The following is a 14,732-nucleotide window of genomic DNA, read 5'->3' on the forward strand; positions in this document are numbered from 1 at the left end:
CTTTGCCCTCTAATATAGTCCGGAATTTATAAAAATCTCGGGTTGGGGCTGAAAATGAAAGGTGCATACCTCTTTTAAGGAGATATTTTCTTAAAAAAATTTTTTATAATACAAATTTCGACAACGGGAAATGTGAAAAAGTGATATATTACGAAGATAATATGTAATATTATGGTATTTGAAACATTTAGTATAGAAAATGTACGCGGTCATGTAGATCAGACGTTTAAATCAAATCAGTCGTAAGTCGTACAGAGTTTATCAAAATGGATGTGAGTGTAACCGGTTTTGCATTATAACAAAAAGAGGGTCTAAGTATACAGCATATATTCAAGTAGCTCAAAGCAATAATGCCATCGGTGATAAAGAATACATAAAAGTAATGACGCGTTTAAGAATTGGCGAAGGCAGACGTCCGTGCTGCAATAAACACGAAAGATGTAATCCATTCCACCTAAGACAAGAGCTTCGAATAGATTCGGAGCTCTATGCCACAACGAGAGTGATTCATCTGAGCAAGAAAGGAGCAAATAGGTGGCTCAGAAATCGATGTTTCAAGAGGGCCGGATGGGGAAATTACAGAAGGATTTGCAAGAAATATCTGACGATACGAATTATTTGCGTACAAAGATGAGTGGTTTCCTTGCCCAAATGGATGGGGAATTGTATTCCCGCGTGTCAGGACAAGCTCAGCTTGCGCAATCTCAGATCAATCGCCTAGCGGATGATTCGGAGCAATTGAAAAATTTTGTCCGACTCGCCATCACCAAAATCCAAGGAGCAGAGCTACAAAATGTGGCCGATGCGATAGCGCTCATGAAAGGGAGCGCGAGGGTAGAGTCATGGGGAAAACCACCCCAAGAGAAAGCTCTTCCTATGATCGAACGGGATACGTGGAATAGCTGGGGCAGCTTTTCTAATCAGTTATTGAAGGATTCGCCCAAATGGTATACAACAACGCCGATCCCGCCCTTTTTGTTCGGTACCTTTCGCGGTCTTACATTGCAACTGGAAAGAAAGACATTAATCGATCGCATGCTAAAGTATAAAGGGGATGCAGAAATTGCAGCCTTGCTGGAGATGATGCAGCATGGTTCGATACAAGAGCAGATGGAGGCCGAGCAGAAATTAGATAAGATCAGTGATACACTAATCGAAGTGGGACGATGCCAAGCCGCCTATGAGATCTATAGGCAGTTTGGACGAACCTCGTATATGGAAGTCGCACATGGGGAGGCGGAGAAAGCAAGGGCCTTGTTGTCTGAGCTCGGAGTCAGTAAAACCTTCTATGATGCGAATGTAAAATTAACATCTGAATACACCGGAACGCCGTTATCTGCCTGTCTGTACAACCCATTGAAGCATGATTATTCGATCCTACCCACAGACAATCGACTTCTCACGATGATCCGACTTAGCATGGGAGATAGGGAATACAGGGAATGGGCGAAGGAGAACTACGATGATTTTGCACAAAAGTTAGAACAAACAGCATTGGTAGAGCCACTAGGAGTGTGTGTTGTTCCAGACACACAGAATCCATTTGAAAAATCGTTTGACAGCTTTAAGGAGATCGTACAAGATATCAATAATATAGCAGTTGAACTGGAAGATAAGAAGTGGGATTCGACGTATGACTTCTTCAATTACTTAACAAGTGGAATATCGGGTGGAATCATTACAGCAGCAAGTGATCGATCAAATAAGATGTTGAATTCTCCTTATGACTTTATTAATTGGTTAGCCATAGGTATCCCAGGGGGGATAGCAGGTATTCCAGATATGGTGAAAGGTGCATTCGCTCCTGAAGAGGCCTTTTCTAAAGAACACTGGCTAAATAGTTTTAATTTAGCAGCTATGTTTACTGGAGGATATAAATCATTGGTAAAGCCAGGAGGAGGAACTTTAAAAAACTCTTTGGGTAGTAAGGTGAATGATGTTATTGATGGGACGGGTGAAGGTGCTTGGTATGCTAAAAAGCCACTTAACCCATCTGATTTTGCAGGTACATTTGATGAAAGTTTTGCAGGTTTGGGGAATATGAAAAAAGTTGAACTAGCATTTAAGGAGATTGAAAATGCATTTGGTAAGAAATATGCAGATGAAATTAAAAAACTTTATGAGTCTACAAACCGTGGATTTACTCAAACTGGTGATACTTTAGGAATGTTTAAGTTTAATCCAAAAGGTGAGCCAATCTTGGATTTGAATAAAAACTTTGGTAATGCAAAAATGATGGCTAATACTATTTTGCATGAGGTAAAACACCTTAGACAATCAGTAAAGCTAGGGAGTAAAGAATTTATGGCATTACCAGTTGAACAAGCGGAGATATATGCAACGTCCACAAATATTTGGCAAGGAAAAAGGTTAGGTCTTTCTTTCGAGGATCTTCAATGGTTTCAACAATATTATGACTTCTTTAGGGGGCAATAGTTAATGGAGCTAAAGATACATTTGCTAGAAAGTTTCGTATATAGGGCTTCTGAAAAATCAATTCCAGTTGTTTTAGAAATAACATCTGAAACAGAAGGAATTATTTCTGATAAAATAGATTATAAAGAAATTATGTTATATAAAGATGGTGAGGCAACTTTTGGTTCATTTATTGTTTCTACATTAAGCCTGCCTAAGTATACCTATACAATATCAGAAAACACTCCAAAGTATATGATTATTAATGTGGCTGATTATGATGAAACGGAGCTATCCAAAGGAGAATATGAAATAAAAATTTTAATTTCGGTATACGAACCTCTTGAAGATGGAAAGTACAATAGAAAAGAATTGAAAGCTGTAAAAGAAATAATAATCCAATAAACTGATTCAGACCTTCGAGAGACTCTAAGTTTATTGATTTCATTTGCTGTTAATTATCTGCTTAATTTATAAATTTTGTGGGGATTACGCGTTGCCAAATGAACCAATCATTCAACCAATCACACACTTAACCGATATAATACTCGTATAAAGATTTAGTTATTTCGTTTGTACGCACATAAATGCTTGAATAGTATATCTTAATAACACTATACAGTTACATTTAACAGGTCGATTATGGTCAGATACCGCCATGATTGAGCTGTTTTTTGTTATGTTCATTTTCTCATAGCTTATTTCAACTTGAACCATGAGTTAGGAATGAGTTTTTTTGTATGCCCAAAATCAAAGGAGTACAATAGAAGCATCGTTGGTTTTACCCTACAACAACAATGGAACAGGGGTATTGTTTGTCTAAACTCACAGCAATACAGGATTAGTAGTGTTGTTATCGGTTATCCTTATATTAGTTAGTCGAAGTATAGTAATCTATCTATTACAATAATAATAATTTGTGAACTGAACTATATAAGTTGATCCTAAGAACATTTCACTATCGTAGCCTACTCACTATTAGGGATAGGGGGTTCCGTAAGTATGAACAGAGATCAGATCCTAGACAATCTCAAATCACAATTAGAAATGGGTAATCATATTATTGGAGTTGGTACAGGTGCTGGAATAACAGCAAAGTATGCGAAGCAGGGTGGAGCGGATTTCATTCTGACATTAAACTCCGGTAAATTTCGGCAGATGGGGAGAAGTTCACTCGCTGGTTTTTTGCCATTTTGTAATAGCAATGATATGGTCATGGACTTTGCATCTAGAGAGATCATCCCTTTAGTAAGAGATATGCCTATTATATTTGGTCTGAACGCAACCGATCCGACAAAGGATATGGAAACTTACATAAGTGAAATAAAGGCTAAGGGATTCTCCGGTATAAATAACTATCCTACGGTTGGACTCATAGACGGCCGATTTAGCGAGGCGCTTCAAGAAGACGGGAATCATTATTTACTTGAAGTAGAAGCCATAAGAATAGCCCATGAGAAGGATCTCTTTACCGTGGCCTTTGTGTTTGACGAAATTCAAGCGGCTCAGATGATCGAGGCGGGAGCTGATATTATATGCGCGCATTTAGGCTTAACAGAAGGCGGATTATTAGGAGCCAAGAAAGTATTTTCCCTAGAAGCTGCCAAGATTAAAGCGGACAAGATATTTAAAAGATGCAATGAGTTGAAGCCGGATCTGATTAAGTTAGTGTATGGTGGTCCGGTGAAAACTCCAATTGATGTTCAGTATATGTATAGTAATAATGAGAACTTAATGGGGTATATCGGAGGATCTGCATTTGAGCGAATTCCATCGGAGAAGTCCATCACCAATATAACGAAAGCCTTTAAGGTATCGGGGAAGCTTGATGAAGATGATCTCATGGTCAAAATGTTAGACGGAGTTACCAAGCACTATGACTATGTTGAATTTGTAAAAGAATACGTTGCCCAGAATTACATGAATGAGATTTCATTTATAGATTTAGCCAAGGTGGCACATGTATCCAGAAGTTACTTAAGTAGTTTGTTTACAAAGCAAGTAGGTTGCAGCTTCCAGACGTATATCGTGCAATATCGCATGGATAAAGCAGCCGAGATTTTAGATAGAGAACATATCCAATTATCTGAGTTAGCACCCTTAGTTGGGTACCAAGACTACGCACAGTTTAGCAAAATGTTTAAAAAGTACAAGGGTTGTTCGCCTAAACAATATAAATCTAACATAAACACAAAAACATAAGACATAAAAGCGTTTTCATAAATCAGCCGAGACAGTATGATTAATATATAGTTAATCATACTTTTTTTTGTGGAGAGCGTTCTCGTAATCATGGTCTAGCACTGTACAGGCTAGGTCATCAAAATGAAAGAGGAGGTTAGCGAAATGAAGACGATTGCCATTGCAGGAACGTTTGACACCAAGGGTGACGAGTATCTATATATACAAAAATTGCTTGAAGATTTGGGACTGAATACTTTTACCATCCACACCGGTGTGTTTGAGCCTACATTTACACCTGATGTATCGAATCATGAAGTAGCAGAGGCTGCAGGCGTAGATATGAAGGAACTAGCTGCTAAGAAAGACAGAGCTTTAGCAACCGAAGTATTATCCAAAGGGATGGAGAAACTAGTACCTGAGTTATATAAGCAGGGTAAATTTGATGGTATTATCTCCTTTGGTGGAACTGGAGGAACTTCACTGGTGACACCGGGGATGAGGGCATTACCCATTGGTGTACCCAAAGTGATGGTCTCGACCGTAGCATCAGGGAACACAGCTCCATACGTAGGCACTAGTGATATTGTCATGATGCCGTCTGTAGTGGATGTTGCAGGGCTTAACTCGATTTCAACTAAGATTTTTACGAATGCCGCATTTGCCATCGCAGGTATGGTGAAGTTTGAAAATAAACAAGTAATTGAGAAAAAACCATTGATTGCTACAACGATGTTTGGGGTAACAACTCCTTGTGTGACGGCAGCCCGTAACTATCTTGAGGCTAGAGGATATGAAGTGCTGGTGTTCCATGCAACAGGTGTAGGTGGACAGTCCATGGAAGCATTGATTGAGGCTGGATTTATTGAAGGGGTATTAGATCTGACCACCACAGAGTGGGCGGATGAAATTATTGGCGGCGTGCTGAATGCAGGCCCTCATCGTTTGGAGGCAGCTAGCAAACATCATATTCCACAGGTTGTATCTGTAGGTGCACTTGATATGTGTAACTTTGGACCTTACGATACGGTACCCGAGAAATTTGCTGGACATAAGTTCTATAAACACAATCCTACGGTAACACTCATGAGAACAACGGTAGAAGAGAATGAAGCCATCGGCAACAAGCTTGTTGAAAAACTGAATATGGCCAGAGAGAAAACCGTGCTTATGTTACCTCTCAAAGGCATATCCGGTATTGATGTTGAAGGTGAAGCTTTCTATGGTGTCGAGGAAGATAAGATGTTATTTGATACATTAAGAAATGGTATAAACCGCAATGTTGTAGAGGTCATCGAAATGGATTGTGCCATTAATGATGTTGAGTTTGCCGAAGCAGCGGCGCAGAAACTAATCGATCTCATGAGTAAGTAAAACACAAGAATAGTACAACGACATACAAACTCAAATGATGATGGAGGCGTTACAAATGAACAAAAATACAAGAACAGAAATTATGGCGAAGTTCAGAGAAGAAGTTAAGAATGGAAAGATTCTTTTGGGAGTAGGGGCCGGTACAGGTATTACGGCTAAGAGCAGTGAAGCTGGCGGAGCGGATATGCTCATCGTCTATAACTCGGGAAGATATAGAATGGCGGGACGTGGATCACTGGCAGGGCTATTATCTTATGGAGATGCCAATCAAATTGTGGTTGAAATGGGTTCGGAAGTATTACCCGTTGTCAAAGATACTCCGGTATTAGCAGGTGTATGCGGAACAGATCCTTTCCGAGTGATGGAAGTCTATTTGAAAGGCCTCAAGGAGCAAGGATTTAGCGGCGTTCAGAACTTCCCAACCGTAGGTCTGATTGATGGGGTATTCAGACAAAACCTAGAAGAGACCGGTATGGGCTATGATCTAGAAGTTGACATGATTAGAACAGCACATGAATTAGACATGCTAACAACACCTTATGTATTTGACCCTGAGCAAGCCAAAGCCATGGCCGAAGCAGGAGCCGATATTTTGGTAGCCCATATGGGATTGACTACGAAAGGCACAATTGGAGCGAAGACCGCACTTACATTAGATGATTGTGTAGAGAAGATTGAAGCGATTATTAAAGCAGGTAAAGCAGTGAATCCAGATATTATGGTCATTTGCCACGGTGGACCTATCGCCGAACCGGAAGATGCTGCATATGTAATTGAAAGAACAGAAGGCATCGATGGATTCTTTGGGGCATCCAGTATCGAAAGATTTGCTGCGGAGAAAGGTATTAAGGAACAAACCGTATTATTTAAGACCATTACCAAATAAAAAAGATAAGGCTTATTGGAGAGATTGCACTAGACTAACACAGAAGAAGTGACACCGGAGGAATATCAATGGTGTCACTTCTTTTTATATAGAAGCTTTTTGGATTTAATTATCGCTACGAAAGAACGTATGAATTAAATTCGATACAGATCTATCATACAATGTTTTAGCTGTTTCTTCATTTAGGATGTGTCCCCCTAAATATAGGTGAATGGTACCATGCAGCGATGCCCAAACAAGATTAACAACAAGTAGGGGGTCTTTCTCGGAAATAAACCCTTGCTCAATGGCCTTTGTAATTATCGTGATCACTTGTTGTAAAGCTGTTCCGATAGCCTGTAAACTTTCCTCTTCAGGTTTGAATTCACTAAAGGCTCCACCAAACATCACCATATAGTAACTGGTATAATCTCTTGAGAAATCCCAATAAGCTTGTGCAACGTCGCTAAGATATAGTTTAAGATCGTCTTGTTCTGGAACTGCTTGAAAGGCAACAGCTAACAATTTGCAGCCTTCCAGAAACAGTTGTTTAGCCAAACCTTCCTTGCTTCCAAACAAGTTATAAATAATTTTTGTAGAACATTCCATTTTTTCAGCAACCCTGCGAATGGTTACGGCTTCGGGACCATATTCCTGCATAATCGATGCAGCAGTTTCTATAATGTTAAGTTTTAATAGTTCGGTATGCTGAAGTTTGGCTTCGGGGTAGGTTGTAACTGTACGATCATCTATAGAAGGCATTTTTGAGGAATTATGCATGTGATTTCACACCCTTAGAACTTTAATTTTCTAAAATAGTCTTCTTATCTAAAGCTTATTTTACTGTTTTGGATAGCAAAATGCCAATTTATAAATGGTTTGCACCTCTATTTGACATCATAATGCTATCTGGATACAATGATTCTTATAGAAACAGTGTTTCTGGAGAGTAATTAAGAGGAGAGATGATAGAGTGATACCGACACAAAACAAATGGACGCTGATTACAGGTGCTTCTTCGGGTATAGGTGAAGCGTTCGCGCATGAATTTGCAGCAAAAGGGAGCCACTTGATCTTAGTCGCTCGCTCGGAAGCCAAACTAAGTGCTTTAGCAAAGAAACTGCAAAAAGAACATGGCATTCAAACGCAGGTTATTGTTTCTGACTTATCTCAAGAAGGTTCCCCAATCAAGCTCTATCAACAATGTGTGGAACGTGGTCTGATCGTTGATATTCTAATTAATAATGCAGGATTCGCTACGTATGGGCTTTTTGAACAACTGTCTGGCCCAAGGCAGCATGAAGAAGTGATGCTCAATGTGTTGGCGGTTGTAGACCTTACCCATCTATTTTTACCAGAAATGTTGAAAAGGAAAAGCGGGGTGGTCATTAATGTAGCTTCAACAGCAGGATTTCAACCTCTTCCTAATATGGCCGTATATGGCGCCACTAAAGCTTTCGTATTATCATTTACACAGGCTTTATGGGAGGAAAATCGAGAACGCGGTGTACAATTTCTTGCCTTATGTCCTGGATCAACGGAAACAGAATTTTTCAACGTTGTGGGGGCCGATGAAGCGTCTGTCGGGAAACGAGACACTCCAGAAAATGTGGTCCAAGTTGCTCTTCGCTCGCTTCAAGCTAAAAAGGTATATGCTATCCCGGGGTTTAAGAACTATATCTCTGCGCAAATGTCTCGCTTCTTTACAAGAAAACAAATGCTTTTTATTGTCGGACGAATGCTCCGTACACGTCATTAATAAATAAGTAATTTTGTCGCGGCAGATTATTTATAATGCCCCCCTTGTTTGAAATGGTCAATAGATGTAGGATAACGGCAACATACATTGACCGTTTAGGTCAACAGGCAAGGAGGGAGTACGTTGAATAATAAATTTTATAATTTGCCACTAGACAGGCAGAAACAGATTATTAATGGAGCGCTGAAAGTTTTTGCGGCTTCAAGCTACCGTCAGGCATCTACTATAGATATTGCCGAAGAAGCAGGGATATCTAAGGGGCTGTTGTTTCATTATTTTAAGAATAAAAAAGAGCTCTATCTTTACTTATATGAATATTGTATAAATTTAGCGATCAACGAAATAGAGGGGAACAGAGATAAAGAGGAAACGGATTTTTTTCAAATACTAATGCATTCTCAGCGATCTAAGTGCAAATTGATGAAGGAACATAGATACATGTATGATTTTCTTGTAAAAGTATATACGGAAAATGACTTAGAAATGGTAGAAGAGATAGCCCAATATTCAAGGCCGTGGATAGCAAGTAATTTCAGACAGTTTCTCGATAAGGTGGATACAAGTAAATTTAAAGATGGCGTAGATATCCCACTTCTTTTTCAATCCATACAATGGTGTTCAGATGGTTTCATGAGAAGCACGTTACATAATAAGAGCATTGATGAAATGGACGAGGAGTTCACCCGAATCTTAGAGATGTACAAACAGAATTTCTATAAGTAGAAGAATGCATTCATGAATTAATTCTGTAGGTAACTCAATAATCGAACAAGTAAAGGGGGCTATGCTATTGGCACTATTTTATAGAGAAACAGGGAATTTAGGGGCTCCGCTTATCGTTCTGTTGCATGGAGGTGGGGTAAGTGGTTGGATGTGGGATAAGCAAATCGAACATTTCAGTGATTACCATTGCTTAGTTCCTGACTTACCTGGGCATGGTTCTAGTTCAAGCACGAATTTCACTATTCGTAACAGCGCGGAACAAATCATAGATTTGATTCAGGCTAAGGAACAAGGTAAACAAGTTATTGTGATCGGATTTTCTCTAGGGGCACAAATAGCTCTTCAAATATTAAGTATGAGTCCGGATCTGGTAGATTACGCAATCATTAATAGTGCACTTGTAAGGCCTATTCCATTTGCGAACAAGATCATCGGTCCTTCAATCAAGCTGACTTATAGACTAACCAAGAATAGAAGCTTCTCGAAGCTTCAATCCAAACAGTTATACATAGACCAAGAAATGTTCGAGACCTATTATAAAGAAACCTGCCAGATCGAGCGGGACCTGCTCATTCAAGTTTTAGAGGAAAATATGGCGTTCAGTATACCAGAGGGTTTCGCTAAATCTCAATCTACCATATTAGTGACTGTTGGAGCTAAAGAGAAAAAAATAATGAGGAAGTCTTTAGTAGACATCGTCAAGAATAATCCGAATTGTAAGGGTGTTATTATACCAGGTGTGGGTCACGGTGTATCTTTGGCTCAGCCTGAGTTATTTAATATGATTGTTGATGCATGGATTCATGATAAAGAGCTACCGAATAGTTGGGTTACTGAATTAGATACATAGGAGCGGGAGGCGAATGAAGAAGTAAACGAATTTTATGTTCTATTGATGATTTATGGCGTAGCCTCATGGTTGCGCCTTTTTGTTGTCTCCATTAAGTACGTCTTCCTTTATCGCGGTGCTCTGTTTGTAGGAAATCGGCATTTATTAAACTATTATTCTTAGTCCAAGAAGGTTTGAGTGATATTTTTCATAGACATATGTCGGAAGATGGAACTTTTTGTCTGATATTCGTGTTATAATCTTCTTGTTTTCAAAATAGATAGCAGATATTAGTAAGGATATTGATCGATATATTGCAAACGAGAAGAATCGGAAGGGATTGATAGAATGGTAACAAGGAAGTTTACTAGTCAAAATCGACAAATAAAGCGATGGGGTTCAGCTGTCTTAGCTGTGTTTGTTCTATCTAGCTTTGTTTGGTCGTTTACTAGTTGGAATGTTGGACAAGTTGCAGCAGCTGGATCAACCACTTTTACTCGTGAAGTGGACCCTTTTCCTGATGTAGCAGCGGCTCAACGTATTACATTTGGTGATTATGATGACGACGGAGATATTGATGCTTTGGTTCAGGAGTCAAATGTAATGGGTGAAGGGTATAAATTTGTAAGAGCTAATGGAGATGGGACATACACTACCATTGATCAAGTTGGCACATATATTCCTAATTCGCCCTTTGCTTCTTCAGATTTGACGGGATTAAATGGTACGGGCGGATACTTCGTTCCTAATATTATTTCTTTGGATTATGATAGCGACGGGGACACAGACATTATTAGTCGTTCTGGACATATGGCAGGAGGGGCCAATTTCATTTTAAGAAATGATAGCGGCACTATGGTTCGCATTACTGACCCTTTTCCAGATGTACAAGTTGACACTCGTATAAAGTTTGCCGACATGGATCTGGATGGAGACATAGATGCTTTGGTTCAAGAGGGTACTGAAGTCGGCCAAGGTTACATTTATGTTCAACGAAATGCCGATGGAACGTATACGCGCCTTGAACAATTAGGAACGTCTATTCCAGGGAGTCCATTCGCATCTGCAGATTTGACGGGATTGAGCGGAACAATGTTTATTGCAGTTGATTTTGACGGCGATGGTGACAAGGATATAATTAATAGATCCGGAACTAATTTCATTTTAAGAAATGACAATGGCATTTTTACAAAAATCGCGGATGTATTTGCCAGCACAGCTGCTGGTCTTCGGATTTCATTTGGAGATTTTGACAACGATGGTGATCTGGACGCTCTTCAACAAGATGGTAATACGGTCGGTTTTGGATATTTTTATATGCAAAGGGAGTCTGATGGAAGTTATACAAGGAAAAATCAGAGTGGGGATTCCATTCCGGATAGCCCATTTTCAGCTGTTAGTTTAACAGGTTTGAATGGCACCAACATGCATACTATCGATTACGATAGCGATGGCGATTTAGATGTCATTAGTCGTTCTACATCATTAACTTCTGGAGAGAACTTTCTGTTAAAGTCAGCGGGTTCACCACCTATTTTGCTAAGCTCGACTCCTGCTGATAATGCTACTGAAGTAGGTGTTAATAGTAATATCGTTCTGAATTTTTCAAAGAATGTAACCGCAGGTGCTGGAAATTTATATATCAGGAAGTCATCTGATGATAGTGTGGTAGAAACCATTGCAGCCAATTCTGCAAAAGTTACGATTACAGGTTCAACTGTAACTATCAATCCAGACACTTCATTGAATGCAAATACAGATTATTATATAACGTTTAGCTTAGATGCTTTTGTAGATTCAGATTCCAAAGGATTTGGTTATTTAAATGGATTTATTCGTGCAGGAATTGACAGCAAGAGCTTTCTCAATTTCAAAACGGTAAATGCAGCCTTTACTCCATTAGTAGTAATTGAAGCTGGTAGTTCCATATCACCCACTTCTGCCATCTTAAGTGGCATCGTTAATGATAGAGGGGCGGAAACGACGGTTACGTTTGAATATGGGATTGATACAAATTATGGAACTAATGTTGCGGCAACAACAGGGGGATCGATTACTGCAGGAACAGGGAATACTACCGTTGCCGTAACTTTGACTGGTTTGACGCCAAATACGACTTATTATTATCGTGTGAAGGCAGTAAACATTGTAGGAACATCCTATGGAGTTAGTCAGACATTTATAACTGCCGCACTAACGAACGCAGTAGAGCCAAACATCGACACGCAGCCTGCTAATAAGACAGTAAACATAGGCGACCCAGCGAATCTGACCGTTGCAGCAACAGCGAGTGATGGAGGAACGCTGAGCTACCAGTGGTATAGCAATAGCGTGAATAGCAACAGTGGTGGAACCTTGATCGATACTGCCACAACTTCCACATATAATGCACCTACGACGATAGAGGGAACGACATACTACTACGTCGTCGTGACGAATGTGAACAACAGTGTAACAGGTATGAAAGTAGCTTCGGTAACGAGCGCAGTGGCGGAAGTGATCGTGAATACTCTAACGAACGCAGCACCGCCAAGCATCGACACGCAGCCTACTAATAAGTTAGTAAGCTTAAGCGACCCAGCGAATTTGACCACTTCAGCAACGGTGAGTGATGGGGGAACGCTGAGCTACCAGTGGTATAGCAATAGCGTGAATAGCAATAGCGGCGGAACCTTGATTGATGGTGCTACGACTTCCACATATGATGCACCTACGACAATAGAGGGAACGACATACTACTACGTCGTCGTGACGAATACGAACAACAGTGTAACAGGTGTAAAAATAGCTTCGGCAACGAGCAATCCAGCGACGGTAACGGTGAATGGTCTGACGAATGCTGCTGCGCCGACTATTAGCAACCAGCTAGTGGACCAAGCGGTGAATATAGGTGGTAGCGTATCGCTGAGCATAGCAGCAACGGTGAGTGATGGAGGAACGCTGAGCTACCAGTGGTATAGCAATAGTGTGAATAGCAACAGTGGTGGAACCCTGATCGATACTGCCACAACGTCCACATATAATGCACCTACGACAACAGAGGGAACGACATACTATTATGTCATCGTGACGAACACGAATAACAGTGTAACAGGTGTAAAAGTAGCAACTTTAACGAGCAATGCAGCTAAAATTACTGTAAATGCTGCCGGAACCACAACGCCAACACAACCATCGACTCCAAGTGGACCAAGCACGCCAAGCGTTCCGACCGTGCCAACCGTTCCTGAGGTAACTAATACGGGCATTGATATTTTGGTCAATGGTGAAGTTGTGAATATGGGCAAGGTAACGACATCTTCAAGAGATGACCAGACAGAGGTAACTGTTGTTCTCGACCGTAAGAAATTGGAGGATATACTTGCGTCTAAAGGTCAGCATGCAGTCGTTTCGATTCCAGTGAATACCGAGGACGATGTTGTCATTGCAGAATTGTCCGGTCAAATTCTCCAAATTCTACAAGACTATCAAGCGGTATTAGAAATCATAACCGATCGAGCAACGTATACCCTGCCTGCAGAGCAAATCAATATCAGCGGTCTATCCGATCTATTTGGACAATCGGTAGCTTTGCAAGACATCACAATTCAGATCGAAATGGCTGCACCGACATCGGAAATGGTGAAAGTTGTTGAAGATGCGGCAGAGCAAGGAAAGTTCACGCTTGTCGTACCGGCGATTGAATTCACAGTCAAAGCAACATACGTTGGTACAACAGTTGAATTATCGAAATTCGCTGCGTATATAGAACGTACCATTGCCATTCCGGATGGAGTTGATCCGAACAAGATAACGACGGGTATTGTGGTCGATCCGAACGGAACGGTTCGCCATGTTCCAACCAAGATTATTGTCATCGATGGAAAGCATTATGCTAAAGTGAGCAGTTTGACTAACAGTACGTACGCTATCATATGGAATCCCCTAGAATTCAGTGATGTGGCGAGCCACTGGTCAAAAAATGCGGTCAATAACATGGGATCGCGAATGGTCATCAATGGTACGGGTAATGGTATGTTCAGCCCTGATACAGAGATAACCCGTGCTGAATTTGCAGCGATTATCGTTCGTGGATTAGGACTTAAGCTGGAAGAGGGAGCGCCTTCATTCTCGGATGTTAAGTCATCATCGTGGTACAACAGTGCAATTCATACGGCACTCTCGTACCGACTAATCGATGGTTATAATGACGGTACATTCCGTCCAAATGACAAAATTACCCGTGAACAAGCGATGGTGATTATGGCAAGAGCAATGACCATCACCAATTTGAAGGAGAAGCTCTCATCTAATAGTGCGGAGCAACTATTGAGCCAATTCACAGATGCAAACAACACTTCGGCTTGGGCGAAGGAAAGCTTTGCAGACTCCTTGCAGGCTGGCATTGTCTCAGGTAGGAACGGAACGCAGCTTGCTCCAAAAGCTTTCATTACAAGGGCAGAGGTTGCTACGCTTATTCAAAGGCTGTTGCAAAAATTAGATTTAATCTAACATTGTGAATGAACAAAAAGGTAATCCTCGAAAGTGAAGAGGATTACCTTTTTTTATATGTCCCACCTTACCTTCGATTAGCACAGGTATTGCCT

General features: G+C 40.5%; 10 protein-coding genes. 9 read left to right on the forward strand and 1 reads right to left on the reverse strand.

The window, feature by feature from the left end:
- The first annotated feature begins 534 nt into the window (after nucleotides 1–534).
- The 5 genes from NST85_RS06175 (at nucleotide 535) to NST85_RS06195 (ending at nucleotide 6,856) form a co-directional block, all read left to right on the forward strand.
- Nucleotides 535–2,436, forward strand: coding sequence for a hypothetical protein (locus tag NST85_RS06175; RefSeq protein ID WP_341188845.1), 1,902 nt, complete (start codon nucleotides 535–537; stop codon nucleotides 2,434–2,436).
- Between the two features lie 3 nt (nucleotides 2,437–2,439).
- The gene (locus NST85_RS06180; RefSeq protein ID WP_127194904.1) at nucleotides 2,440–2,820 is read left to right on the forward strand and encodes a hypothetical protein; all 381 of its coding nucleotides are present in this window, start codon (nucleotides 2,440–2,442) and stop codon (nucleotides 2,818–2,820) included.
- 597 nt (nucleotides 2,821–3,417) lie between these two features.
- Entirely contained in the window at nucleotides 3,418–4,617 is a 1,200-nt protein-coding gene (locus tag NST85_RS06185; protein ID WP_127194905.1) for a phosphoenolpyruvate hydrolase family protein, read from the forward strand.
- 144 nt (nucleotides 4,618–4,761) lie between these two features.
- Nucleotides 4,762–5,970: a Tm-1-like ATP-binding domain-containing protein gene (locus NST85_RS06190; RefSeq protein WP_341188846.1), complete on the forward strand. Its 1,209-nt coding sequence runs from the start codon at nucleotides 4,762–4,764 to the stop codon at nucleotides 5,968–5,970.
- 55 nt (nucleotides 5,971–6,025) lie between these two features.
- A complete protein-coding gene (locus tag NST85_RS06195; protein WP_127194907.1) occupies nucleotides 6,026–6,856 on the forward strand; it encodes a phosphoenolpyruvate hydrolase family protein in 831 nt (276 codons plus the stop codon).
- Nucleotides 6,857–6,961: 105 nt separating this feature from the next.
- On the opposite strand, the gene NST85_RS06200 is transcribed toward NST85_RS06195, so the two are convergent.
- Nucleotides 6,962–7,615 carry a TetR/AcrR family transcriptional regulator gene (locus tag NST85_RS06200; RefSeq protein WP_127194908.1) on the reverse strand — a complete coding sequence of 218 codons (654 nt, stop codon included), beginning with the start codon at nucleotides 7,613–7,615 and terminating at the stop codon, nucleotides 6,962–6,964.
- Between the two features lie 196 nt (nucleotides 7,616–7,811).
- Between NST85_RS06200 and NST85_RS06205 the strand changes: the two genes are divergently transcribed.
- The 4 genes from NST85_RS06205 (at nucleotide 7,812) to NST85_RS06220 (ending at nucleotide 14,637) form a co-directional block, all read left to right on the forward strand.
- Nucleotides 7,812–8,594, forward strand: coding sequence for an SDR family NAD(P)-dependent oxidoreductase (locus NST85_RS06205; RefSeq protein WP_341191080.1), 783 nt, complete (start codon nucleotides 7,812–7,814; stop codon nucleotides 8,592–8,594).
- Between the two features lie 123 nt (nucleotides 8,595–8,717).
- Nucleotides 8,718–9,317 carry a TetR/AcrR family transcriptional regulator gene (locus NST85_RS06210; protein WP_341188847.1) on the forward strand — a complete coding sequence of 200 codons (600 nt, stop codon included), beginning with the start codon at nucleotides 8,718–8,720 and terminating at the stop codon, nucleotides 9,315–9,317.
- 67 nt (nucleotides 9,318–9,384) lie between these two features.
- The gene (locus tag NST85_RS06215) at nucleotides 9,385–10,167 is read left to right on the forward strand and encodes an alpha/beta fold hydrolase (protein WP_341188848.1); all 783 of its coding nucleotides are present in this window, start codon (nucleotides 9,385–9,387) and stop codon (nucleotides 10,165–10,167) included.
- Nucleotides 10,168–10,494: 327 nt separating this feature from the next.
- Nucleotides 10,495–14,637, forward strand: a complete 4,143-nt coding sequence (locus tag NST85_RS06220; protein WP_341188849.1) for an S-layer homology domain-containing protein — start codon at nucleotides 10,495–10,497, stop codon at nucleotides 14,635–14,637.
- Nucleotides 14,638–14,732: the final 95 nt, after the last annotated feature.

The sequence above is a fragment of the Paenibacillus sp. FSL K6-2524 genome, assembly GCF_038005525.1.
In the GTDB taxonomy this organism is placed as follows: domain Bacteria; phylum Bacillota; class Bacilli; order Paenibacillales; family Paenibacillaceae; genus Fontibacillus; species Fontibacillus anaericanus.

Excerpts from the sequence above, each read along its gene's own strand:
- NST85_RS06180 (WP_127194904.1), top strand. The coding sequence starts at position 2,440 with ATGGAGCTAAAGATACATTTGCTAGAAAGTTTCGTATATAGGGCTTCT.
- NST85_RS06185 (WP_127194905.1), top strand. The coding sequence starts at position 3,418 with ATGAACAGAGATCAGATCCTAGACAATCTCAAATCACAATTAGAAATG.
- NST85_RS06190 (WP_341188846.1), top strand. The coding sequence starts at position 4,762 with ATGAAGACGATTGCCATTGCAGGAACGTTTGACACCAAGGGTGACGAG.
- NST85_RS06195 (WP_127194907.1), top strand. The coding sequence starts at position 6,026 with ATGAACAAAAATACAAGAACAGAAATTATGGCGAAGTTCAGAGAAGAA.
- NST85_RS06200 (WP_127194908.1), bottom strand. The coding sequence starts at position 7,615 with ATGCATAATTCCTCAAAAATGCCTTCTATAGATGATCGTACAGTTACA.
- NST85_RS06220 (WP_341188849.1), top strand. The coding sequence starts at position 10,495 with ATGGTAACAAGGAAGTTTACTAGTCAAAATCGACAAATAAAGCGATGG.